The organism is Actinoplanes sp. HUAS TT8, assembly GCF_051380535.1.
GTDB lineage: Bacteria > Actinomycetota > Actinomycetes > Mycobacteriales > Micromonosporaceae > Actinoplanes.
This window is the reverse complement of record NZ_CP195646.1, coordinates 9,907,927-9,929,413: the sequence shown is the minus strand read 5'-3', so window position 1 is coordinate 9,929,413 and position 21,487 is coordinate 9,907,927. Positions and strand designations below refer to the sequence as shown.

26 protein-coding genes, 1 tRNA gene and 1 pseudogene are annotated in these 21,487 nt (G+C 69.9%); 12 read left to right on the top strand and 16 right to left on the bottom strand.

Annotated elements, in window-relative coordinates:
• Positions 1-364: 364 nt before the first annotated feature.
• Both ACSHV8_RS44330 and ACSHV8_RS44325 read right to left on the bottom strand, forming a co-directional pair.
• Positions 365-973 carry a GNAT family N-acetyltransferase gene (locus ACSHV8_RS44330; protein ID WP_436526198.1) on the bottom strand — a complete coding sequence of 203 codons (609 nt, stop codon included), beginning with the start codon at positions 971-973 and terminating at the stop codon, positions 365-367.
• Positions 970-1,743, bottom strand: coding sequence for a GntR family transcriptional regulator (locus ACSHV8_RS44325; RefSeq protein ID WP_436526196.1), 774 nt, complete (start codon positions 1,741-1,743; stop codon positions 970-972). The genes ACSHV8_RS44330 and ACSHV8_RS44325 overlap by 4 nt, the downstream gene beginning before the upstream one ends.
• Before the next feature lie 204 nt (positions 1,744-1,947).
• Here ACSHV8_RS44325 and ACSHV8_RS44320 point away from each other — a divergent pair, with 204 nt between their 5' ends.
• The 6 genes from ACSHV8_RS44320 (at position 1,948) to ACSHV8_RS44295 (ending at position 6,470) form a co-directional block, all read left to right on the top strand.
• A complete protein-coding gene (locus tag ACSHV8_RS44320; protein ID WP_436526194.1) occupies positions 1,948-2,475 on the top strand; it encodes a hypothetical protein in 528 nt (175 codons plus the stop codon).
• Complete coding sequence (locus ACSHV8_RS44315) at positions 2,475-2,891, top strand: helix-turn-helix domain-containing protein (protein WP_436526192.1); 417 nt, start codon at positions 2,475-2,477, stop codon at positions 2,889-2,891. Before ACSHV8_RS44320 ends, ACSHV8_RS44315 begins: the two co-directional genes overlap by 1 nt.
• Positions 2,888-3,163 carry a hypothetical protein gene (locus ACSHV8_RS44310; RefSeq protein WP_436526190.1) on the top strand — a complete coding sequence of 92 codons (276 nt, stop codon included), beginning with the start codon at positions 2,888-2,890 and terminating at the stop codon, positions 3,161-3,163. The genes ACSHV8_RS44315 and ACSHV8_RS44310 overlap by 4 nt, the downstream gene beginning before the upstream one ends.
• Positions 3,153-4,892: a replication initiator gene (locus ACSHV8_RS44305; RefSeq protein WP_436526188.1), complete on the top strand. Its 1,740-nt coding sequence runs from the start codon at positions 3,153-3,155 to the stop codon at positions 4,890-4,892. The genes ACSHV8_RS44310 and ACSHV8_RS44305 overlap by 11 nt, the downstream gene beginning before the upstream one ends.
• Before the next feature lie 109 nt (positions 4,893-5,001).
• Positions 5,002-5,211 carry a helix-turn-helix domain-containing protein gene (locus ACSHV8_RS44300; protein ID WP_436526186.1) on the top strand — a complete coding sequence of 70 codons (210 nt, stop codon included), beginning with the start codon at positions 5,002-5,004 and terminating at the stop codon, positions 5,209-5,211.
• 2 nt (positions 5,212-5,213) lie between these two features.
• Positions 5,214-6,470: a tyrosine-type recombinase/integrase gene (locus ACSHV8_RS44295; RefSeq protein WP_436526184.1), complete on the top strand. Its 1,257-nt coding sequence runs from the start codon at positions 5,214-5,216 to the stop codon at positions 6,468-6,470.
• 64 nt (positions 6,471-6,534) lie between these two features.
• Here the strand turns inward: ACSHV8_RS44295 and ACSHV8_RS44290 are convergent.
• The 6 genes from ACSHV8_RS44290 to ACSHV8_RS44265 form a co-directional block, all read right to left on the bottom strand.
• A tRNA-Ala gene (locus tag ACSHV8_RS44290) sits at positions 6,535-6,608 on the bottom strand.
• 269 nt (positions 6,609-6,877) lie between these two features.
• Complete coding sequence (sepX, locus tag ACSHV8_RS44285) at positions 6,878-7,636, bottom strand: divisome protein SepX/GlpR (protein WP_436526182.1); 759 nt, start codon at positions 7,634-7,636, stop codon at positions 6,878-6,880.
• Positions 7,637-7,749: 113 nt separating this feature from the next.
• Complete coding sequence (locus ACSHV8_RS44280) at positions 7,750-8,385, bottom strand: GNAT family N-acetyltransferase (RefSeq protein WP_436526180.1); 636 nt, start codon at positions 8,383-8,385, stop codon at positions 7,750-7,752.
• Positions 8,386-9,696: a molybdopterin molybdotransferase MoeA gene (locus ACSHV8_RS44275; RefSeq protein ID WP_436526178.1), complete on the bottom strand. Its 1,311-nt coding sequence runs from the start codon at positions 9,694-9,696 to the stop codon at positions 8,386-8,388.
• The gene (locus ACSHV8_RS44270) at positions 9,693-10,604 is read right to left on the bottom strand and encodes a UTP--glucose-1-phosphate uridylyltransferase (RefSeq protein WP_436526176.1); all 912 of its coding nucleotides are present in this window, start codon (positions 10,602-10,604) and stop codon (positions 9,693-9,695) included. The genes ACSHV8_RS44275 and ACSHV8_RS44270 overlap by 4 nt, the downstream gene beginning before the upstream one ends.
• A 60-nt stretch (positions 10,605-10,664) precedes the next feature.
• The gene (locus ACSHV8_RS44265) at positions 10,665-12,803 is read right to left on the bottom strand and encodes a diguanylate cyclase (protein ID WP_436526174.1); all 2,139 of its coding nucleotides are present in this window, start codon (positions 12,801-12,803) and stop codon (positions 10,665-10,667) included.
• An 81-nt stretch (positions 12,804-12,884) separates the two neighbouring features.
• Here ACSHV8_RS44265 and ACSHV8_RS44260 point away from each other — a divergent pair, with 81 nt between their 5' ends.
• Together ACSHV8_RS44260 and ACSHV8_RS44255 are read left to right on the top strand one after the other, a co-directional pair.
• Positions 12,885-13,505 (top strand): 5-formyltetrahydrofolate cyclo-ligase, encoded by a 621-nt coding sequence (locus ACSHV8_RS44260; protein WP_436526172.1) that lies wholly within the window; start codon positions 12,885-12,887, stop codon positions 13,503-13,505.
• Between the two features lie 366 nt (positions 13,506-13,871).
• Positions 13,872-14,093: pseudogene (locus tag ACSHV8_RS44255) on the top strand (FmdB family zinc ribbon protein); the annotation flags it as partial.
• Positions 14,094-14,155: 62 nt separating this feature from the next.
• Here the strand turns inward: ACSHV8_RS44255 and ACSHV8_RS44250 are convergent.
• A complete protein-coding gene (locus ACSHV8_RS44250; protein ID WP_436537370.1) occupies positions 14,156-14,377 on the bottom strand; it encodes a hypothetical protein in 222 nt (73 codons plus the stop codon).
• A gap of 226 nt (positions 14,378-14,603) precedes the next feature.
• Here ACSHV8_RS44250 and ACSHV8_RS44245 point away from each other — a divergent pair, with 226 nt between their 5' ends.
• Complete coding sequence (locus tag ACSHV8_RS44245; RefSeq protein WP_436526170.1) at positions 14,604-15,095, top strand: hypothetical protein; 492 nt, start codon at positions 14,604-14,606, stop codon at positions 15,093-15,095.
• A 202-nt stretch (positions 15,096-15,297) separates the two neighbouring features.
• On the opposite strand, the gene ACSHV8_RS44240 is transcribed toward ACSHV8_RS44245, so the two are convergent.
• On the bottom strand, positions 15,298-15,477 hold the full coding sequence (locus tag ACSHV8_RS44240; RefSeq protein WP_203743160.1) for a hypothetical protein: 180 nt from the start codon (positions 15,475-15,477) through the stop codon (positions 15,298-15,300).
• Positions 15,478-15,541: 64 nt separating this feature from the next.
• On the opposite strand from ACSHV8_RS44240, the gene ACSHV8_RS44235 reads away from it, so the two are divergent.
• Positions 15,542-15,874, top strand: coding sequence for a translation initiation factor 2 (locus tag ACSHV8_RS44235; protein WP_436526168.1), 333 nt, complete (start codon positions 15,542-15,544; stop codon positions 15,872-15,874).
• 137 nt (positions 15,875-16,011) lie between these two features.
• Here the strand turns inward: ACSHV8_RS44235 and ACSHV8_RS44230 are convergent, their stop codons facing one another.
• Positions 16,012-16,482: a DUF2231 domain-containing protein gene (locus ACSHV8_RS44230; protein ID WP_436526166.1), complete on the bottom strand. Its 471-nt coding sequence runs from the start codon at positions 16,480-16,482 to the stop codon at positions 16,012-16,014.
• Positions 16,483-16,650: 168 nt separating this feature from the next.
• Here ACSHV8_RS44230 and ACSHV8_RS44225 point away from each other — a divergent pair, with 168 nt between their 5' ends.
• Together ACSHV8_RS44225 and ACSHV8_RS44220 are read left to right on the top strand one after the other, a co-directional pair.
• Positions 16,651-17,082, top strand: a complete 432-nt coding sequence (locus ACSHV8_RS44225) for a Fur family transcriptional regulator (protein ID WP_436526164.1) — start codon at positions 16,651-16,653, stop codon at positions 17,080-17,082.
• Positions 17,083-17,172: 90 nt separating this feature from the next.
• The gene (locus tag ACSHV8_RS44220; RefSeq protein WP_436526162.1) at positions 17,173-18,027 is read left to right on the top strand and encodes an oxygenase MpaB family protein; all 855 of its coding nucleotides are present in this window, start codon (positions 17,173-17,175) and stop codon (positions 18,025-18,027) included.
• A 29-nt stretch (positions 18,028-18,056) separates the two neighbouring features.
• Here the strand turns inward: ACSHV8_RS44220 and ACSHV8_RS44215 are convergent, their stop codons facing one another.
• The 5 genes from ACSHV8_RS44215 to ACSHV8_RS44195 form a co-directional block, all read right to left on the bottom strand.
• Positions 18,057-18,884, bottom strand: a complete 828-nt coding sequence (locus tag ACSHV8_RS44215) for a RecB family exonuclease (protein WP_436537231.1) — start codon at positions 18,882-18,884, stop codon at positions 18,057-18,059.
• A gap of 92 nt (positions 18,885-18,976) precedes the next feature.
• On the bottom strand, positions 18,977-19,594 hold the full coding sequence (locus tag ACSHV8_RS44210) for a MarC family protein (protein WP_436526160.1): 618 nt from the start codon (positions 19,592-19,594) through the stop codon (positions 18,977-18,979).
• A 51-nt stretch (positions 19,595-19,645) separates the two neighbouring features.
• On the bottom strand, positions 19,646-20,500 hold the full coding sequence (locus ACSHV8_RS44205; RefSeq protein WP_436537229.1) for a PHP domain-containing protein: 855 nt from the start codon (positions 20,498-20,500) through the stop codon (positions 19,646-19,648).
• The gene (locus tag ACSHV8_RS44200; RefSeq protein WP_436526158.1) at positions 20,497-21,312 is read right to left on the bottom strand and encodes a PH domain-containing protein; all 816 of its coding nucleotides are present in this window, start codon (positions 21,310-21,312) and stop codon (positions 20,497-20,499) included. The genes ACSHV8_RS44205 and ACSHV8_RS44200 overlap by 4 nt, the downstream gene beginning before the upstream one ends.
• A 9-nt stretch (positions 21,313-21,321) precedes the next feature.
• A complete protein-coding gene (locus ACSHV8_RS44195; RefSeq protein ID WP_014447648.1) occupies positions 21,322-21,480 on the bottom strand; it encodes a hypothetical protein in 159 nt (52 codons plus the stop codon).
• Between the last annotated feature and the right edge of the window lie 7 nt (positions 21,481-21,487).

The following is a 21,487-nucleotide window of genomic DNA, read 5'->3' as shown; positions in this document are numbered from 1 at the left end:
TGCGACGCGAAGCGCCCTTGACGACGGAGGGGCGGCCCGGACACCATGCGCGCCGCCGCCCCCGGCATCCGACGGCCGGCCACCCGCGCTACCGCCTGGCGCGGGCAGCTCGGCCGCGTCGACCAGGCCGCGCCGGTCGGCTGCCGACCGCCCTACCTCTCTATCTGTCCTCTCCGCCGTCTGACGTCACGGCGGCCCACGATTGTCCGCCCTGCACGCCAGCCGACGGGCGATGGCGTGGTCGCCCCGCCCGGCTTGCCAGGGGCGACCACGACGCCCAGGCGGCGGCGTGAGCGGCCCGTTTCGGGCCGCCTTGAAGACGTACAGAAAGTTTGCACACGATCAGCGGCAGCCGACCGGGGGCTTACTCGTTTGCGTTTACCCCGTAACGGGCGGTTAGTTCTACGATCCGGTCTTGCACGGTGGGCCATTCCGAGTCAATTACGCTGTAGTACACCGTGTGGCGGTAGCTTCCATCGCTCAGAATCCGGTGGTTGCGCCAGACGCCTTCTCGCGTAGCGCCTAGGCGTTCGATGGCCTTCTGCGACCTGACGTTCCGTAGGTCCGTCTTGATAGCCACCCGCCCAGCGTTCTGGCTTTCGAACGCATGCCTCAGCAAGAGTAATTTTGCGGCGGCATTGGAACCCGTGCGCCATTGGCTCGGCGTCATCCAGGTCCAGCCAATTTCTACCGCCCGATCGCGCGGCCGGATGTCGATGTAGCTGGTGCTCCCAACGGCTCTGCCAGTCGTAACATCGATAATGGCAAAGGGAATCCGGACGCCTCGCCCCTGCTCATCTAGGGCATCCTGAATGAGCCTTTGCATGGCAGCAGGCGTGCCAGGGGTCGGTTCATCGAGATAGGTCCATATCTCGTCATGGTCGGCAGCGATGGCTAGATCTCCAACGTGTTGGAGCCCCAAGGGCTCCAAGCGAACGACCTTGCCGGTGAGGACAACGGGCTGGATGTTCACTTGGCATCCACCTCATACAGGAGAACGTGCCGATCTCCAGGGAGGATAACCTCGTAGACCTCAATTGGATTGTTGTCCTGGTCGAGCGTTGTTCGTACGAGTCGACCGACCGGAATTCCAGTACTCAGGTGCAGCTTCGTTGCCTCTTCGGCAGTAGGCATGCGCCAGGTAATTTCGTCCTCGTACCAGCTCGGAGTGTGACCCAGGTCTTCAAGCACTTGGTCCGTGCCCTCGACGACATCTGCGTCGTCCATGATCTTGCTGTTCTCGACGATATGCAGCGGGTAGTAGCTGTCCCCAAGCTGCAACGGTTGGTCATCCGCAAACATGATTCGACGTCGCACGGCAACGGATACTCCCTCGCCCACCGAGAGGTGACGCGCGATCTCAGCCGTGGCCGCGATCACTTCCACGGTGCTGACCTGGCGTGCCTGCTTGCCTTGAGCCTCGACTTGTTGCGTGAAGGTGTCTTTCCTTCGCTGCGCCTCAAGCCGCCGGCTACGTGAACCGGTCAACGACGCGTAGTACCGCAGCGGAGGTTCGGTTCGCACGAAGCTGCCGCGCCCCTGATGAGAGACGACCAAGCCCTCCTTCTTCAGCACATCGATCGCGAGTCGGACCGTGTTGCGACTGGTGGACAGGCGTTGTGACAGCTCGCCTTCAGTGGGCATTCTCGCCCCAGGCTGCAGCTCGCCAGTACGGATTTGGTCTCGGAGCAGCGATGCAAGCTGCTGGTAGAGCGGCCGCGTGTCGGCCGGATTGAGAGACATAAGCACCTCGCCTACTTGTACCGACAGGCTAACAACCCATTGACCCCCCGCGCAGTGGCCTGCTACACATGACTTGTTGGTACAACCCAACAAGTTCGACATCGTAAGGCGCAAGAAAGCCCCGACGGAGGTGCAACTCCGTCGAGGCCAGGTGCATCGGTCTCTCGCGAAAGGACCAAAACGATGCCTGCTCAGCGTACCCCTGTGTCCGCGCGTCCCGCCTCGGGTCATCTGTCACCCGCACCGGCCCTGCCGTCCTCTCCTTGGCAGGAGTCGGATGCGTCGACCCCTTCGACGACCGCGCCCGCGAGCTTCGGCCCGCCCATCACCCACGCTGATTTCCGGCCTGTCCCCGTCCCGCACTCCGCACCGTTCGACCTCGCTCACCTGAGCATCTGGGAACTGCGCGTAGCCATCTACGCCTCCGGCTACGTCCGGTACTACGACGACGTCATGTCCACGACCAACGGGATTTCCCGGCTGGTCCACACCGTCACCCCGGTCGCCCGGCAGATCGGACGCGACACCCTCCGCGCCGTCGCGGATGTCATCGAGTACGCCGCCCTGCGGGGCGACAAAGAGACCATCACCCGGTTCTGCCCGGACTCCGTTCGGTGGGACTTCACCGAACCCGCTGCCCGCGTCGTCCGGCTCTATGCCACCCGGCACCACTTCGACCCACTCACGGTCGACACCCTCGCCGACCAGTTCGGCACCCAGGCGGTGGCCTGATGACCACCACCACAACCCGGCCGGGCCTGCCGCTGGCCCTCCTCTCCTGGTACGAGCACTCCGCCACCGCGCGGCAGCTCGGAACAACCGCATCCGGCACCCCGGCCGCTGCGGCGGCCACCGTCGTCCCGGCGACCCGTCCCGCCGCTACGCCGATTCGGCGTTCGGCTTCCCGGAACCCGATCACCCCTGCTGCGGCCAGGCCGCAGCCGTCCATCGGCCGGCTCATCCGCCGATTTCGCCTGCGGCGCGGACTCAACCAAGTCACCTGCGCCGCTCTGCTCGGCCGTTCCGAGTCCTGGCTGTCCCAGGTCGAACGCGGCGTCCGGCCGTGCACCAACCTCGCGGTCCTCACTGAACTGGCCCGCGTCCTCGACGTCAACGTCGACATCCTGATCACGGCGGCCACCACATGACCGCCACCACACTGCACCCCTGCCACCGCCGTCGGCTCGCCTTCGGCTGGCAACCCCTGCAGCTCATCGGCCGCATCGAAGTCCTCGCCCACGCGGCCGGGATCACCCTGCCGAAAACCTACGAGCTGCTGCGGTACCTGTTCCTCTGGGAACAACACCGCGAACCTATCCCCGAGCGGTACGCCGTGCTCATCGAGTACGCCTTCCGCCACCCCTACGCCCTCCTCGGTGAGGGCACCTGTCCGCAGAGCGAGGCGGCCTGTGGCCGCTGACCTCAGCCTGGTATCCCCGGCCCCCGCCTTCACTGCGCAGCGGGCCGGGGTCACCGGCAACCCCACCGCAAAACTTCCCGCCAAGCCGCTAGCCAGCCAGCCGCTCAACGGGAAATCTTCCTGGACACCGCCACCACCGGACTACACCGCCACCGGCCAAGCCCTCGCCCGAGCCGGAACCGGCGACTACTTCAGCTGGCTAAACCATGTCTCGGCCGCTGCCGGATGTTCCCGCCCGATCCGGCTGTCCGGCATCGTCGCCACCATCGAGCCCGCTACCGGTCGTCTGCTGAGCGAGCGGCACACCGACGACATGCCCGACGCGGCGATCTACAAGGTGTGCGGCAACCGCCGCCACTCGATCTGCCCCTCCTGCGCCGCCACTTACCAGGCAGACGCCTTCCAACTCCTGCGCTCCGGCCTTGTCGGCGGCAAAGGCGTCCCGGACACCGTCGCTCGGCACCCGGCCGTGTTTGCGACCTTCACCGCCCCGTCGTTCGGCCCGGTGCACACCCGGCACGTCAAACGGCACACCTGCCGCGACCGGCGCCGCTGCGACTGCCGCCCCGAACCCTGTCACGCCCGCCGCAGCACCTCGGCCTGCGAGCACGACGTCACCCCCGTCTGCTGGAAACGCCACGACCCCGACGATCCCCAGCTCGGGCAGCCGTTCTGCCTCGACTGCTACGACCACCAGCACCAAGCCGTCTGGAACCTGTTCACCGGCAAACTCTGGCACCGCACCACCCAGAACGCCCTGCGCTACCTCAAACGCCTCTGCCGCCAGCGCGGCATCCCCGGACACCGGGTCATCGGGCCCAACGGCTCACCGCGGACCATCGCGCCGATCCGGCTCTCCCACGGCAAAGCCGCCGAGATGCAACGACGCGGAGCCGTGCACTTCCACGCCCTGGTCCGCCTCGACGGCATCGACCCCCACGACCCCGACGCCGTCGCCCCGCCCCCAGCCGGGCTCACCGTCGACGACCTGATCGCCGCCCTCCACCATGCAGGCACCGTCACCACGGAGACCGCCCCACCCCACCCCGACCAGCCCGACGGCTGGCCCATCGCCTGGGGCGACCCCGACAAAGGTCTCGACCTACGACCGCTGCGGCTGTCCGGCACCGGCGACGTCTCCGACGCCCAAGCCGCCGCCTACCTGGCTAAATACGCCACCAAGGGCACCGAGGCCACCGGCTACCAGTCGACCCGGATCACCGCCGACACCGAGGACCGGATCAACCCTGTAGGCGGCCATACCGACCGGCTCATCGCCGCCTGCTGGCAACTTGGCCGGCCGATCCGGAAACCGACCCAGCGTCAAGGCAACCTTGACACCCCACCGGCGATCACGGCCGACGCGAGCCCGTATGCGCGGCTCCGCCGCTGGGCACACATGCTCGGCTTCGGCGGCCACTTCCTCACCAAAGCCCGCCGCTACTCCACCACCTTCGGTGCCCTCCGCGCCGCCCGCATCACCTACCGCCGCACCACCGAACTCGACCACAACACCCACGATGCTGGCCCGCTCGACGCCGACAGCAACGGCGACGCCCTGACTGTCGGCATCCTCGGCTTCGCCGGAGTCGGCTGGCACACCCTCGGCGACGCCCTCCTCGCCAACACCGCCGCCGCCATGGCCCGCGAGCGACGCAACACCGGCCGCGAAGAACTCGCTCACGAGCGGGGCTCGCCATTCCGCGACCTGCCCGCGCAAGCCGCATAGAACGCACCGCTCGTACCGCCCCTGCCTGCTGCAGGTACCGCATCCTGATCGCCGACCAAGCGCGGCTCGATCCGTTTTCCCTTTCGCTACATCCGAAGGAGATACGGACATGGCCCACATACAGACCGAACCGGCTAAGGATCGCCTCGACGCCGAACTGTGGACTGTCGAGGAGACGGCGGCATTCCTCCGGACCTCGGTCGGCACCCTTTACCAGTGGCGGCACCGCCGGAAAGGGCCTCCCGCCGCAAAGCCCGGTCGACACCTCCTCTACGACCCGGCAGACGTCCGCGCATGGTTCCGGAGCCAGGTGGCCTGACCATGCCCGTAGACGACCTTTGGTACTTGACCAAACGCGGCCCCAACAACGAGCGCCTCAAGTCCAAGCGGCACGGCAGGGGCAAACGCTGGCGCTGCCGCTACGAAGACGCCAACGGCCTACCCAGGGAACGGCTGTTCGAGCGCAAGGCCGATGCCGACGTCTTCGATCTCGATGCCCGCACCGGTCGCGCACCGGAAACCCGCCTCGACCAAGCCGAGCGACGCGTCACCTATCGCGAGTACGCCGAACGCTGGCGGCACTCCCGGAAGGTCAGCCAGGCTCTCGACTACCAACGGCACCTCGATTCGCGGCTCCGTCATCACCACTACCCCTACTTCGGCGACCGCCCCATCCGAGCGATCAACGTCACCGATCTCCTCGAATGGGTCGCCAAACTGATAGATGCGGAAGCCGCGCAGTCCTCGATCAAGACCTATTTCGATGTGCTGAACACCATTCTGAACGCCGCAGTGGTCGACAAAGTCATCGCCGACAACCCCTGTCGAGCCGTCCGCATCTCCGCGATCCTTCGCGGCTTCTCCCGCGCCCCGAAGTGGGTGCCCACCACTGAAGACGTCCTTGCCCTACTGCACGCCGTTCCGCCCCGCTATCGCGCTGCCATCTGGCTCGGAGCAGGGGAGGGAATGCGCCTCGGTGAAGTCCTCGGCACCGAAAGCGGGTCGCGCTGCATCGACTCCGAACATCAGCAGGTCCACGTCGTTCAACAACTGCGGTTTCACAAGACCGTCTACGGCGGCTTCTACCTGGCACCACCGAAATCCGGATCGATCGGTGACGTCGATCTAGACGACACGGTTGCAGCCGCTATCGCCGAACACGTCCGGCGGTTCCCGCCCGTCTCTGTCGACCTACCCGACATCACTCGGGGAACACCGGATCCGGGCAAGCCTGCGGCCCGGCGCGTCGCCGAGCTGCTGTTCACCGACGACTACGGCCGACCGTTTCATGATCAGGCGTGGTCAAAGCTCTGGGCGGGATGGCGCAAGTCAGCGGGCTGGCCCCTAGAGGGAACCTTCCACTCACTGCGCCACTACTTCGCCACAGCATTGATCGCGGCCAACCTCGACCCGACCGACGTGCAGAACGCGCTACGCCACTCCAGCCTCAGGATCACGCTGGAGACCTACGTGCACTGGTGGCCGAAGAAGGACCGCCGACGCAACGTCATCGGTACCGGTCTGCTGGCCGCTGAGGACCGGCGTCAGGGAGGCGGTAAAAACCTGATCCTGCTCTGAGTTGTGCCGGAATTGGGCCTAACGATCAATGGCCAGCGTTTCCGCTGGCCAGATCAGGCATGGGTGGAGCTGTGGGGATTTGAACCCCAGACCCCCTCGATGCGAACGAGGTGCGCTACCAGACTGCGCCACAGCCCCTGGTCAGTCCCCCGGTGAGGCCTTCACCGTGGAACCTCCGAAAGGTTAACAGGTCCCCCGTCACCCCCGCGAACCGCCCCTCCCCTGGCGACGGTGGAGACCGCGCCCCGGCCGTTGACGGGTTTGTTGCTCTGACCGCAACCACCCGACCACGTCGCCCTGGAGGGTCTCGCGTTCTGGGCGCGCCAGCGCCCTGCGAGGCCCGGAAGGGTCCCCGCGGGAGCGACGATCTGGACCACCGCGGACCGGGGCAATGAAGAATTTGATCTTCAGGCGGTGTGGTGGCGGCCGCCGGCCTCGTAGGGGCGTCCGCGCAGGCCGCCGCGACGGCGGTAGGACACCGAGCCGCCGTTGGCGGCGACCGGGAGGTCGGACGGTTCGCGGTCGAGGCCCATGGCCGCGCGCCGGACCGCTTCTTTCTGGGCGGCGAGTCGACGTTGGGCCTCGCGGCGGGCGGCGGCCCGGCGGGCCTGTTCGCGGCGGACCTCGGCCTGGCGGGCGGCCAGCCAGGCCGCCTCGCGGGCCTGGACGCGCCGGCGGCGGCGGTCGACCAGGGCGCGATTGCGCAGGTGGACCAGGTAGAGGCCGAGGAGTGAGCCGGTGACCGCGAAGCTGATCCAGAAGCCGGGGCCGACGGCCAGGACGCCGACCAGTTCGATCAGGTTGAGCAGCAGCAGCGCGGCGAAGACGCGGCGGCGGCGGACGACCGCCGGGGTGCCGCGGCGTTGCGGAACGCGACGCTGGGGACGGCGGCCGGTGACCAGGCGGAGGCGGCGCTGGGGTTTCGGGGCGTCAGGTTCACTCGTTGGGGCGGGCAGCGTAACCGTGACGCGTCGGCCGGTGTTGATCGGTCGGCGTCCGGGCACGGTCCGTCGACGGCGCTGGCGTTGGAGCACCCGCGCCGTGGACGACGCCCGTTCCGCGGCGAGGCGCTCGGTGGCGTCGTACCGGCGAACGAGCGCCGGGGCGAGGGCGAGCAGCCCGGCCGCGGCGAGGACGGCGAGGAGCACCGAGGTCGGCACCCTCACCCCTTTCGTTCCGCCACGACAGATCAGATGAAAAATGACACGACGAATGCGAGGTTACGGGCGGTAGCGGGGATATTTCGCGCGCCGCGCCGACGGCCTTCCCGGCGCCAAGATCACTTGGCGGCGCGAACTCGCTTCCACCGGGAGAGCAGGCCACCTTCGGCGGCCACCTCCTCGCTGGTCATCGCATACCCCAAGTGATCACGCCAGCCGCCGTCGATGTGCATGTAACGCTGGTGGTACGCCTCCTCGCGGAACCCCAGCTTCTCGACGACCCGGCGGCTCGGCCCGTTCTCCGGGCGGATGTTGACCTCGATCCGGTGCAGCCCGCCCGGCCCGAACGCGTGGTCGACGGCGAGCGCCAGCGCGGTCGGGATCACACCCCGGCCGGCGACCCGGTAGTCGATCCAGTAACCCGCGTAGGCCGAGGCGAACGCCCGCCGCACGATGTTGCCCAGGTTGACGTGCCCGACCAGGCGTTCCCGACCGTCCTCGACCAGGCAGACGGCGAACGGCATGCTGTCGCCGCGGCGGGCGGCCCGCTTCATGTCGCGATAGACGTAGCTGTAGGCCCGGGTCGAGTTCATCTCCGCCCACGGGCCCGGCGGCGCCGACTCCCAGGGGGCCAGCCAGGCCTGATTCGCGATCCGCACCTCGGACCAGGCGCGCGCGTCCGAGCGCTTGTACGGCCGCAGCAACACCGGCCCGTCCGCCAGCACTGCGGGCCAGCCGGGGGTGGCCCCGAGCATTCATCGCCTCCGGTCGAGCAGCAACACGTCCACGGTCGAGCCGGCCGCCGCCGTGGTGACTCGCTCACCGAGGACGAGCAGTCCGTTGGCTTCGGCCAAACCGGAGAGAGTGTACGGCCCACCGGCGAGCGGCTGCACAGTGTAACCACCACCACGCCGTTCCGCGATGTGCGCCGGGCGGAACTCGCGCAGCCCGCCGGGCGAGGAGACGGTCTCCAGCAGGTGCGCCTTGACGCTCGGGCGGAACACCGGCTCGGCCCCGGCCAGCAGCTGGATCGCCGGGCGGGCCAGCACCTCGAAGCCGATCAGCGCGGCGCCCGGCTCACCGGGCAGGCAGACCACGGGCACCTCTTCGCCGCCGACCGTGCCGAATCCGAGCACGGTGCCCGGGCAGAGCGCGACGTCGGTGAACTCGACGGTGCCGCGACCGGTCCCGGGGCGAGACAGGACCCGGCGCAGCATGTCGCCGGGTCCCGTGCCGGTACCACCAGTCGTGATGATCAGGTCGGCCCGCAGCGTCTGGTCCTCCAGCAGGCCGCGCAGCCCTTCCGGGTCGTCATCACAAATTCCTATTCGGTACGCCAGAGCCCCCGCCTCGACGGCCGCCGCCGTCAACGCGTGGGAGTTCGCGTCCACCACCTGCCCCGGCTGGCTGGGCCGGCCCACGTCGACCAGCTCGTCCCCGGTGGCCACGACGACCACCCGTGGACTGGGCCGGACCATCACGTGCCCGATCCCGGCGGCCGCGAACGTGGCCACCAGCGGCGGCGTCACGTACGACCCGGCGGTGGCCAGCACCTGGCCGACGGCCAGTTCCTCACCGGCCCGCCGCACCCCGGAACCACGTTTCGGGGCGTGCAGGATCTCCACCGCGGCCATGCCCTGATCGGTCCAGTGCACGGGCACGACCACATCGGCCCCGAGCGGCAGCGGCGCCCCGGCCGCGACCGAGAAGCAGGTGCCCGCGGTCAGCCGGACCGGCCGCCAGCTGGCCGCGCCGAGGTCGCCGACCACGTTCAGCCGCACGCCGCGGGCCGGGTTGTCGAACTGGCCGAACGCCGGGTGCGCCCCGAGGCGTCCGGCGCCGGCCAGGTCCTCCCAGCGGGCCGCGTATCCGTCGATCGCGGCCTGGTCGAACGCCGGGAACGGGTGCGGCGCGATCACGTCGGCCGCGAGCACGTTCCCGTGCGCCTGGGTGAGATCGAGGTCGAGCGGAGGCAGCGCCCGCAACCTGCGCAGCACGCTGCCCAGGTACTCGGCGAGAGGCATCAGCTCGTTGGCGGCCGCCTCGGCATCGGCCGTAGCGGTCATCCCTTCTGACCACCGACGAAGTCGGTGAGCCAGGCCCGGAACTCCTCGCCCAGATCGGGTCGCTGGACGGCGAGCTGGACAACGGTCTGCAGATAGCCCAGCGGCTGCCCGGTGTCGTAGCGGATGCCCCGGTAGACGATGCCGTGCACCGGGACGCCGGCCTCCAGCAGCGCCGCCATCGCGTCGGTCAGCTGGATCTCACCGCCGCTGCCGGGCTTGGTGTCGGCGATCGCCTCGAAGATCTTGCCGGGAAGCACGTACCGCCCGACCACGGCCAGGTTGCTCGGCGCGTCGGCCGGCGACGGCTTCTCGACCAGGCCGGTCACCTCGACGACGCCCTCACCGAGGTCGGACTCGCGCACCGAGGCGATCCCGTAACGGGACGTTTCCTCGGGCGTGACCTCGATGAACGCCAGCACGATGCCGCCGGTGCGGGCCTGCAGGTCGAGCATGTCGGGCAGCAGCGGGCTGCCCTCGTCGACGAACTCGTCACCGAGCAGGACCGCGAACGGGTTGTCGCCGACGTGCGAGGCGGCCGTCCCGACGGCGTGCCCGAGACCGAGGGGCTCACCCTGGCGGACCGTGTAGATGTCGGCGAGCTCACTGGTCCGGCGGACGGCGGCGAGCCGCTCGGTGTCGCCCTTCTCCTCCAGCCGCTGCTCCACATCCGGCCGGCGGTCGAAGTGGTCGACCATCGAGGTCTTGCCGCGCCCGGTCACCAGCAGCACATCGGTGATCCCGGCGGCGGCCGCCTCCTCGACGATGTACTGCAGCACCGGCCGGTCGACGACCGGCAACAGCTCCTTGGGAACGGCCTTGGTGGCTGGCAAGAAACGCGTTGCCAGGCCGGCCGCCGGAATCACCGCTTTGACCGCGCGCTTGCCCGACTTCTGCGCGTTCATCGTCATCAGTCACCGCACCTTCGCTGGTTCGTGCCCGGCTGTATCGCTCGCAAGCATGCCGCGAGACTATCGGCCGAGAGCGCGTCTCGGCTGTTGCGGCCCACTCCCGGCGGGGGCGGGATCGAAATTCCCCTCGGACACACGGGACGAAACGCTCTCCGCGAGACGATACGTGTCACGGCCCGCGTTCTTGGCCGCGTACAGCGCCTCGTCCGCGGCATCGAGCACCTGCTGTGCGGACTCGCCGTGCTCGGGGAAGACCGCGATGCCGATCGAGACGCTGATCGACGTCTGGTCGGGCCGGCCGGGACGCCGCGGATCGAGCTGCACCGGACGGTCCCGGACCAGGGCGCCGAGACGTTCGGCGACGATCACCCCGCCGTACGCGTCGGTCTCCGGCAACAGCACCACGAACTCCTCCCCACCCTGCCGGAACGCCACGTCCACCTCCCGCAGGCCGACCCGGATCCGCCGGGCGAACTCGCCCAGCACCTGATCGCCCGCCGGGTGCCCGAACGTGTCGTTCACCTCCTTGAAGTGATCGAGGTCGAGCACCAGGACGGTGAGCATCCGGCCGAACCGGCTGGCCCGCTCCACCTCCCGGCGCAGAACCTCGCGCAGGTAACGGTAGTTCCACAGCCCGGTCAGCGGGTCGGTCAACGACAGCCGCTGTGCCTCCTCGTGCACCCGAACGTTGTGCACCGCCACCCCGGCCTGCCCGGCGAAAGTACGAAGAGTCCGCAGGTCGGCGTCGTCGAAGGTGGAACTGCCGAGCCGGTCGTAGAGCGCCAGCACGCCGAGCGTGCCCGGACCCGGCTCCTGGTCTTCACCCGAAGGTGGTGCGCAGATCGGCACCGCGACGTACGACTCGCAGGCCGGTTCCTCGGCCACCACCCCGGTCGAACCGCGCAGCGGATTACCGGAAGCGGCCACCGCGCCGAGCACGCCGCGCCCGAGCACCAGCCGGCGCCGCGCCAGTTCGGCCGGCGGCACGTCCCAGTCACCGGTCAGCCCGGCCCCGCAACGAACGGCCAGCGTCCCGTCGGCCGGGTCGACGAGCAGCACCAGGCCGGCCCGGGCGCCGGTGGCGGTCATCGCCGTGCGCAGGATCACCGGCAGGATCCGGTCCAGGTCGTGGGTGCTGGACAGGGTGTCCCCGAGGATCGCCAGGTGCCGCCGCAACTGGTCACGGCTGGCGGTCAGCGCCTGCACGTAGGACTGCAACTCCCGGGTCATCCGGTTGAACGTCCCGGCCAGCCGGCCCAGCTCGTCCGGCCGCGGGATCGGCACCCGGGTGTCCAGATCGCCGTTGGCCACCCGGTCGGCCGCCCACGCGAGATCCCCGAGCGGCCGGGTGGTGGACCGCGCCAGCCATCGCGCCGCGACCACCGCGACGGCGGCCGTGACCAGGACGATCAGCGGGATGACGGCGTACCGGACACCGGGCTCGTCCGGCACCGCCGTCAGCGTGAGCGTCAACGGTTGCCCCGGCGCGGCCCCGACCCGCCGGACCGTGTCGCCCTCCGGGACCCCGAGCGCGCCGGGCACGGGAAGCGCGACCGCGACCCCGGCCGCGTCGCCGAGGCGGCTCAACAGGGCGGCGTCGACCGGCTGGGCCGCGACGACGCTGACGCCCTCGCCCCGGGCGGACGCGGAGAGCGCGCCGGCCTGCGTCCCGTCCGGGGCGGCGCAGTCCTGCCAGCCGGCCTGCGACGCGGCCTCCTGCGACCGCACCGTGCCGGGCGCGGCAATCCGCGGCGCAGGCGTGTCCGGCGGCGCGGCCTCCCGCGGCGCGAGCGCATCCGGCGCGGCGGCGGTCCCCGGCGCCGGTCCGTCCGGCGCGGCGACACCCGGCCCGGCGGCGATCCCTGGCGCGGTGGTGCCCGGCGTCTGCTCGCCCGGCGCTGCGGCCTCGGGATCGTCGCCGATGCGGATGTCGGCCGCCAGTCCGCGGGCGATCAGCTGGTCGGCGACCCCGGCGCGCGATTCCGCCGGAACCACCGCGACCGCGTCGGCCGCCGCCTGCAACTGCCCACAGATCGCTCCGACCGCCGCTCGGACGGTCGTCACGGCATGATCAAGGCGCTCGTTCGTCCGGTCCCGGCTGACCGCCGCGACGGTCAGCGCGACGAAGACGGACCCGAGCAGGACCGGACCGAGCACGACCACCAAAAACGCACTGGTGAGCCGGCCACGTAATGTCACACATCCTCCCGGGAGTGGCCCTCTTTGGAGCGATGCTGACATAGTGTGCACCGTTTGCCGCTTTTCAAAAGGGGGTGTTGCATGTCGGATTTAACCGGTGATGCGGAAAAATCACCCCAAAACAAGATCACGCTGCGCACATACCTACTTACGGCCCGTCGATCACTTTCGGCCGCCGACCGCGCCGCGGCCACCACCCAACTTCAAGATCAAACCCTTGCTTGGGTACGGCGTTCAGCCGCGCGAACCATCGCCGCCTACGTCCCGTCCGCCTCGGAACCCGGCGGCCCCGACCTTCCGGACGCGCTCCGCTCCGCACTACCCGAAGGCGGCCGACTGCTTCTGCCGGTCCTGCTGCCCGACAACGACCTGGACTGGGCCGAGTACACCGGTTCCCTCGAAACCGGCCGTCGCGGCCTCCAGGAGCCGACCGGACCCCGCCTCGGGGTGTCCGCCCTCCGCTCGGCGGACCTGATCCTGGTCCCGGCCCTGGCCGTCGGGCGAGACGGTCTACGGATGGGCCGCGGCGGCGGCTCCTACGACCGCGCCCTCTCCCGCCTGCCCGAACCCGGGCCGGTGGTCGTGGCTCTCCTCTACGACCACGAGGCCCTCGACGAGGTCCCGGCCGAACCCCACGACCGGGCCGTCCACGGCGTCCTCACCCCGGCCGGGGGCTTCTCCCCGCGCCCCTCGGCCCGCTAGCCCGACTCACCGCCCTCTCCCGCCTCGCCCCTTCCGCCTCGCCCCTCGCCATCACCACCAACTCCCGGCTCGCCCGCTTGCGCCCTGGCCCTGGCTCACCCCGTGGCCGGCCGCCGGCTCCCGGCTCGCCCCGACGCCTCCGATCGGCTTCTCTGCCCGGGCGCGCGGGCATGACGGCCGGACCGTTCCGCGTCGGGCGGGCCACGCCGGGCCGGGCCGGGTTGCGGCGGGACAGGCCGGGCCGGGCCGGGTTGCGGCGGGACAGGCCGGGCCGGGTTGCGGCGGGCCGGGCCGGGTTGCGGCGGGCCGGGCCGGGTTGCGGCGGGCCGGGCCGGGTTGCGGCGGGCCGGGCCGGGTTTGCAAGGCGTGCTTCGTCACATCCGGCGGCACGCAGGGACCTCAGACCGGGGCCGGAGTGGACGAATTGACCTCCGATGCCGCAACATTGGCACTCGGAGTTGGCGAGTGCCAGCAGCCGACAGATCCGGAGGAGCCGTGCCTACCTACCAGTACGCCTGCACCGAGTGCGGTGAGCAGCTCGAAGCCGTTCAGTCCTTCTCCGACCCGGCGCTCACCGAGTGCCCGAACTGCCACGGCAAGCTCCGTAAGGTGTTCAACTCGGTCGGCATCGTCTTCAAGGGCTCCGGCTTCTACCGCAACGACTCCCGCTCGGGCAACGTGAGCGCGGAGAAGTCGGGCACCGCGGGCGACTCGACGACGAAGAAGGCGGACAGCACCTCGTCCTCGGACAGCTCGTCGTCCTCCACGACGACGACCAGCACCACGTCCTCGACCTCGTCCTCCACGACGTCGTCGAGCAGCTCGACCTCGGGGGCGAAGGCCGCCGCGGCCTCCTGACCCCAACTGCTCACCGAGGGCGTGTCGTGATCACGACACGCCCTCGTGCCGTACCCGCAAATGCTCTTTTGTTGTCCAAAAACCGGCCGGGCCGCGCGCTCGCCCAAACCTAGCTCCCGCCGGAGCCCGGCCCGCGGTTATCCACAGTGCGTGGTTATCCACAGGCCCGGAGCGGACGATCATCGATTTCGCCTAGCCTCGCCCGCCTGAGCACGTCCGCGGCAGCAGGAGGGCAGAGCGATGGGGCGGTCCCGTGATCGGAGCGAGCGCCTGGATCCGGTGCGGTGGCGACCACCCGGGCGCGGTGGTCTGCTCCGGCTCGCCGTCGTGGCGATCCTGCTGGCGACCGCCGCCGGGGCCGTCTGGTTACGCCCGGTGGCATCGTGCACGACGTCGGCGGCGCCGGCCGTGAGCACGGCCAAGGCGACAACATCGGCCGCGCCCGGAGTCAGCGGTAAACCCCCGATCCCGGCGGGCGCGGTCGGTGTTCCGGTGCGGCTGGCCGATCCGACAGCGCTGGCTCTGGTCCATCCGGGGAACCGGGTCGACCTGCTACGGCTCGACGCCGAGGGGGACAGCACGCCGATCGCGAGCTCGGCACTGGTTCTCGACGTGACCGGCGCGGATGATCCGACGACCGGCGGGCTCTTACTGGCGCTCGCGCCGGAGCAGGCCGGGCGCGCGGTCAGCGGCGCCGGTCACGGCTTCGCCATCCTGATCCGGCCCGGCTGAGCCGATCCCCGAGGTGATCCACAGCGGGCGAGGATTCCTGGGGCGGAGCAGCAAGATCGGTGGCGACGCCGTGAATCAGGTGGCGCGAACCGGCTGGCCTGGCCGGCCTGAGGCGAGCCGGCTGGCCTGAGGCGTGTTGAGTGTCTGCGGGTAACACTGAGCGGCCGACGAGTCGTGAACCCGTCGGCGCGATGCCGAAGTCTCAGCCCCAGTGCGGCGGGCGGTCGTCGAGCAGGCGGTCGTCGTTGGAGTGACCGTGCTCGCCCCAGCCGCGCTCGGTGTCGTCCCGAGTCTGGTCGGGCAGCACCGGCGCCTCCTCCGAGTCGAAGTCCACCTCGCGCTCGGCGTCGTTGTCCCGCTCGGGGCCATCCAGGATGTCCACGCCTAGAAGGGTAAGCCGACATCGCTTCGGCCGTCGTCCCCCTCCGGCTGTACCGTCGGTGAACGTGAGCTCCCCCACCAGTGGCCCGGCCGGCGACGCGTACTGGCAGCGGCCCGATCCCGGCGCCGCCTCGCTCGGCCGTCCGCCTCAGGATCAGCCCGTCGCCCCCGAGACACCGTCCTATCCGGGCCCGCCGCGGACGGACCCGCCGGCGCCGCACTGGCGGCCGCCGACGATCGCGACGCCACCCCCGCCGCGTCACATGCCTACCCAGAACATGGATGCGATCGACGAGGCCGAGGGGTCGGCCCGGACGGTGACGTATGGGGTGGGCCTGGTCGCCGGGGCGATCGCACTGATCCTGATCTGCCTGCTCTGCGGCCGCACCCTGCTCTGACCACGCCCGCGACGGAACGCGACGGCCACCGGCAAACGAGGCTGCGGAAACGACAGCGCCACCGGGCCGCGGTTCGGCGTGGAAACGACAGCGCCGCCGAGCCGTTCGGCCCGGCGGCGCTGTGGAGAAGTCCGGGACTAGTAGGTGCCCCAGACCGCGGTCGCCCCCGAGTCGCCCGTACGGAAAATGTAGTAACCACTTCCGGCGGCCAAGATCAGCGACAGCACGATGAAGGCCAGGTTCACCACGACCGGCAGCTTCCGCTCGGGCCGGAACGTCAGCGCCACCATGATCAGGGCGAGCACGCCCAGCCCGAGCGAGAACCAGAACGTCATCGTTCCGAAGTCCATGTGATCGGCGAGGATCTCCTTGCCCTTGGGCGAGAACGTCGAGATCTTGCTGTCGTAGAGCTTCTCGCCGGACTCCTTGGCCACGAACGTCGAGATCGGCGCCACGACGCCGAGGATCGCCACCGCCCACGCGAGTTTGGGCCGCCACGGCGCGGCGAGCGCGTAGACCACCGCACCGAGCGCGAGTAGCGGCACGAACACGACCGCGGCGTGCAACACGAGAATATGTACGGGCAAGCCGTTGACCTGGTCGAACACTTTTCCTCCTGGGTCCGGGGTGATCGCTAGCTTAGAGTTGTCTGACGGCGCAAACATCCCCCCGTCAGGAACTACATCGGAAATCCGATTCCGGTTCAGCTACGGGACCTGCGGATCTGTGACTTCCCTGAGGTTGGGGAAACCGCCCAGGCGTGCTGTCATGGACGGATGTCCACCGGTGAGGAACTTCTGCGCACGCACGGCCTGCGGGTGACCCGCCCCCGGCTTGCCGTGCTCGAAGTGCTGACCGGTGGCGGTCACCTCGAGGTGGACGAGATCGCCCGGCAGGTTCGCACCCGCCTCGACTCGGTCTCCACACAGGCCGTCTACGACGTGTTGGGCGCGTTCTCCCGGGCCGGCCTCGCCCGGCGGATCGAGCCGGCCGGCAGCCCGGCACGGTTCGAGGCACGGGTCGGCGACAACCATCATCACATCGTCTGCCGAGGTTGCGGGGCGATCGCCGACGTCGACTGCGCGGTCGGCGAGCGGCCCTGCCTGTTCCCGAGCGACAGTCACGGGTTCGCGCTGGACGAGGCCGAGGTGACGTTCTGGGGCTTATGCCCGGACTGCCAGGCCAAGCGCCTGTCGGACACCGCCTGACCACGCGCCGAGCGGCCGCCGGACACCGCCTGACCACGCGCCCGCCGGACACGGCCTGATTCCACGCGCGGGCCGCGGCATACTTCACGGATGACGGGCGACGTGGGGCTCTTCGGGCCGGATTCGATCACCTGGAAGCTGCATCAGGAGCCGATCCTGATGCTCGGCGGGCTGCGCTCGCTCTATCTGCAGGCCCTTCACCCCCGTGCGGTAGCCGCCGTCTCGCAGAAGTCGGGGTACCGGTCGGACATGTGGGGCCGCCTCGTCCGCACGTCCAACTACGTCGCCACGGTGATCTATGGCAGCACCGCCGAGGTCGAGGACGCCGGCGCCCGGCTGCGGAAGCTGCACTCCCGATTGGAGGGAGTCGATCCGCGTACGGGAAAATCCTTCCGGATCGACGACCCTGATCTGCTGCGTTGGGTGCACGTGGCCGAGGTCGAGTCGTTCCTGACCACCGCCCTGCGGGCCGGGGTCCACCTGACCCCGGACGAGGTCGACGCCTACTACACCGAGCAACTGCGAGCCGCCGCCCTGGTCGGCCTGGACCCGGCGACCGTGCCGTCGACGGCCGCGGCGGTCGCCGACTTCTACGCGGCGATGCGCCCGGAGCTGGGCCTGACCCGGGACGGCGCAGAGGCCGCGTTCCTCCTGACCGTTCCGCCGATCCCGGACACCTGGGGTGGCCGGGCGCTGCGGCTCGGCCTCACCCTGGGCCCGCCCCGCTGGGCCTATCTGGGCCTGGCCGGCACCGCGATCGGCCTGCTGCCGCCGTGGGCCCGCAAGCTTTACGGCGCCCCGGGCTGGCCGACCACCGATCTGGCCGCCGGCCTGTCCGCCCGCGGCCTGCGCACGCTGCTCGCCGGCATCCTGGCCGTCCTCCCGGCCGAATACCGCGTCTCCCCGGCCCGCCAGGCCGCCCTCACCCGAGTCGCCCACGGCTGAATCGCCTACGGCTGAATCGCCCACGAAGGCTATGAAGCACCCAAATGCTCCACCGCCGCCCACGGCTCCTTGCCCACCACCTCAGCCCCGGCCGGACACACCTTCCGGAAGTCGCACCACCCGCACAGCGACCCCGGATTCACCGGAAACGCCTCATCCGGATCCGCCCCCGCGGCCACCGCTTTCTCCGCGGCCATGATGTCCTGCGCGGTCTCCTCGGCCCGCCGGACCTGCCGGGCCAGCGATTCCTCGGTGTGCTCGTGCGCCGCCACCGTCCCGGTCGGCAGGTGATGCAGCTCGACCCGGTAGCAGGGCCGCCGGAAGACCCGCTGGGCCGCATACGCATACAGCGCCAGGGCCTGTGACCCGCGCGCGTCGTCGGCGTCGAGCCCGCTGCGCCCGGTCTTGTAGTCGACGATCACCGCTTCCGGACCGTCGTCGCCGACGCGGGCGTCGATCCGGTCGGCCCGCCCGTTCAGCGCGAGGACGGCGGTCTTGGCCGCGACGACCCGCTCGACCCCGAGCGGTTCCTCTTCGGGGTCGAGGGTCGCGACATAGGTCTCCAGCCAGTCGAGTGCTTTCCGGTACGCCGCCCGTTCCAGTTCGACGTCCCGGTAGCCCTCCCGGACCCAGGTGCTCTTCAGCAGCGTGGGCAGCGCTTCCGGCCCCCGGCGGTCGGGCGGCAACGCATACCAGTTCTTCAGGGCCGTGTGCACGCTCGCGCCGAGCGAGTTGTGCGCCCAGGGCGGCCCCTTGGGCGGGCTGGGGCGGTCGACGTACGAGTATTTGTATCGCCGGGGGCAGTCGATGAACGCGCCGAGCTTGCTCGGCGTGCAGACGAAGAGTTTCTCGGGCATCCCGGCGAAGCCGAGTTGCTCGGGGACGGCGGCACGGTTCCTGGTGGGAGGCACGCGCCAATCCTGCCAGCCCCCTCCGACAAAAAAGAAAGTCAGAACCTCGGCGCGTACAGCTCCACGAAGGCGAAGATCGCGTCGGCGATCAGCTGCACGGCGATGGCCGCGAGGAGCAGGCCGGCGATCCGGGTGAGCACCTCGATGCCGGCCGGGCGCAGCAGCCGCACGATCAGCCCGGAGAAGCGCAGGACCAGCCACACGGTCGCCATCACGGCCAGGATCGCGGCGCCGAGGATGAGGTATTCGTCCAGGCTCTTGGCCCGCTGCACGAACAGCATGGTGGCGACGATCGCGCCGGGGCCGGCCAGCAGCGGCGTGCCCAGCGGGACCAGGGCGACGTTGCTGGTCCCGCCCTGCTCCTGCGGCTCGTCGGTCTTGCCGGTGAGCAGCTGCAGCGCGACCAGCACGAGCAGCAGTCCGCCGGCCGCCTGCAGGGCCGGGAGTTGCACGTGCAGGTAGTCCAGCAGGGTCTGACCGGCCACCGCGAACCCGATGATCACGCCGAGGGCGAGCAGAACCGCCTGGGTGCCGGCCCGGTTGCGGGCCTTCGAGGGCATGGCGCCGGTGAGGGCGAGGAAGACCGGCACCATGCCGGGCGGGTCGACGATCACCAGCAGGGTCACGAAGAACTCGCCGAACAGCTTGAGATTCACCCGATCAAGGTAGGGGGCGGCACTGTCGCGCGCAGGCTGGTGCGTCGATCGTCACCCGAGGACGGGCACTCCGGTCGCGGCGGCCGCGATTTTCTCGTACACCTCGGGGGCAGTTTGGAATGCTCCCAGTCGCACCGTCTTGTGGGTACCGTGAAAATCGGACGAGCCGGTGACCACGAGACCGAGCCTTCCGGCCAGCGCCCGGATCTCCTCCCGCTCGGCCGGCGAGTGGTCCTCATGGTCGGCTTCCAGGCCGAACAGCCCCGCATCAGCCAGGTCGACGATCAACTCGTCCGGCACGACGCGTCCACGTTTTGTCGCCCGCGGGTGAGCAAAAACGGGCACCCCACCGGCCGCACGCACCGCCGCGACGGCATCAAAAACATCAAGATCCGATTTGGGTACGAAGTAACGCGCCCCGAGCCAGGACGATGCGAACGCCTCGTCGGTGCTCTTCACGAGCCCCGCCCGGATCAGCGCCTGCGCGATGTGCGGTCGCCCGACCGAGCCGCCCGCGGCGTAGCCGAACACCTCGTCCCAGGTGATCCGCACCCCGTCGGCCCGCAGCAACTCCACGATCCGCTCGGCCCGCTGCTCCCGATCGTCGCGCAACGCCAGCATCGACGCCGCCAGCGCCGGGTCGTCCGGGTCGAAAAGGTACGCCAGCAGGTGCAGCGAGATCCCGGGGTGCACGCCGTGCCACCGGCAGGACAGCTCGGCGCCGCGCACCAGCAGCATCCCGTCGGGACGGGCCGCGGCCGCGTCGGCCCAGCCTCCGGTGGTGTCGTGGTCGGTGATCGCCATGACGTCCAGCCCAGCCTGGGCACCCGCCCGGACCAGCTCGGCCGGGGTCAGGGTGCCGTCGCTGGCGGTGGAGTGACAGTGCAGATCGATCCGGCGACTCAGGCGTCGTCTCCCTCGTCGTCCTTGCCGAGCCGCGCCTCGACGGCCTGCGGCTCGTACATCTCCTCGACCACACGGAGATACAGCTCGTTCGGGTTCGGCAGGTGCTTGACCTCGCGGAGCGCCTGGTCCTGGCCGGCCGACTCCAGCACGAACGTGCCGTAGCTGAGCATCCGGCCGAGGGCCGACTGCTCATACTTCATGTCGGTGACCCGGAGCAGAGGCATCATCGCCACCTTGCGGGTGACGATGCCGTTCACCACCATCACCCGTTTGTTGGTGAGGATGAACCGGTCGAAATACCAGTCGAAGACCTTCCAGGCCACCCAGCTGATCACGCCGAGCCAGATCAGCACCGCGACGGTGACCATCCCGTTGATGTTCTGCCGGGTCAGGAAGCCGGCCAGATAACCGAGCAGGAGGGTCGCGCCGGCGCCGATGCTCAGCGGCAGCGACAGGTGGATCCAGTGCCGCTTCCACTCACCGCGATAGCGCTCGGTGGGGAAGAGGTAGCGGGCGACCAGTGTGGTCGGTTCATCCTCCAGGGGGAGGAAGCGGCGCGGACCGCTGCTGCGGTCGAGCCCCTCCAGCTCCTCCTCGGTGAAGACCGGCGACTCGTACTGATCGGGGTCGTCGTAGTCGTCGCCACGGCGCGCGCGATTAGTAAACCGGTCATCGTCCGGATAGGTCTCGGCACGTGTCCGACCAGGATCGGTGTCCTCGAACGCGGGGTCCCGAAACCTGAAGGCCTCATCGTCGTCCGGAGAGCGCTGGGCGCCCTCGCCTCGCGGGTCGCGCGGCTCACCAGGATCCATGTACGAATGCTACGCGACGAGGTCGGTGAAGAAGGTGCCGAAGCCTCGCGCGATGTCCGCGATCGTCCCGCCCAGCGACTCGAAGACGGCCGCGGCCGATCTCGGGTTGAAGGCGATAAAGAAGATCAAGAACGCAATACCAAGCCAGGTGAGGACCTTCTTGATCATGGCGGGC

Coding starts and splice junctions, on each gene's coding strand:
- ACSHV8_RS44295 (WP_436526184.1), top strand. CDS start 5,214: ATGCCCGTAGACGACCTTTGGTACTTGACCAAACGCGGCCCCAACAAC.
- ACSHV8_RS44220 (WP_436526162.1), top strand. CDS start 17,173: ATGACGGGCGACGTGGGGCTCTTCGGGCCGGATTCGATCACCTGGAAG.
- ACSHV8_RS44310 (WP_436526190.1), top strand. CDS start 2,888: ATGACCGCCACCACACTGCACCCCTGCCACCGCCGTCGGCTCGCCTTC.
- ACSHV8_RS44280 (WP_436526180.1), bottom strand. CDS start 8,385: ATGCTCGGGGCCACCCCCGGCTGGCCCGCAGTGCTGGCGGACGGGCCG.
- ACSHV8_RS44215 (WP_436537231.1), bottom strand. CDS start 18,884: ATGCCCGAGAAACTCTTCGTCTGCACGCCGAGCAAGCTCGGCGCGTTC.
- ACSHV8_RS44200 (WP_436526158.1), bottom strand. CDS start 21,312: ATGGATCCTGGTGAGCCGCGCGACCCGCGAGGCGAGGGCGCCCAGCGC.
- ACSHV8_RS44260 (WP_436526172.1), top strand. CDS start 12,885: ATGTCGGATTTAACCGGTGATGCGGAAAAATCACCCCAAAACAAGATC.
- ACSHV8_RS44270 (WP_436526176.1), bottom strand. CDS start 10,604: ATGACGATGAACGCGCAGAAGTCGGGCAAGCGCGCGGTCAAAGCGGTG.
- ACSHV8_RS44315 (WP_436526192.1), top strand. CDS start 2,475: ATGACCACCACCACAACCCGGCCGGGCCTGCCGCTGGCCCTCCTCTCC.
- ACSHV8_RS44195 (WP_014447648.1), bottom strand. CDS start 21,480: ATGATCAAGAAGGTCCTCACCTGGCTTGGTATTGCGTTCTTGATCTTC.
- ACSHV8_RS44275 (WP_436526178.1), bottom strand. CDS start 9,696: ATGACCGCTACGGCCGATGCCGAGGCGGCCGCCAACGAGCTGATGCCT.
- ACSHV8_RS44225 (WP_436526164.1), top strand. CDS start 16,651: ATGTCCACCGGTGAGGAACTTCTGCGCACGCACGGCCTGCGGGTGACC.
- ACSHV8_RS44325 (WP_436526196.1), bottom strand. CDS start 1,743: ATGTCTCTCAATCCGGCCGACACGCGGCCGCTCTACCAGCAGCTTGCA.
- ACSHV8_RS44245 (WP_436526170.1), top strand. CDS start 14,604: ATGGGGCGGTCCCGTGATCGGAGCGAGCGCCTGGATCCGGTGCGGTGG.
- ACSHV8_RS44300 (WP_436526186.1), top strand. CDS start 5,002: ATGGCCCACATACAGACCGAACCGGCTAAGGATCGCCTCGACGCCGAA.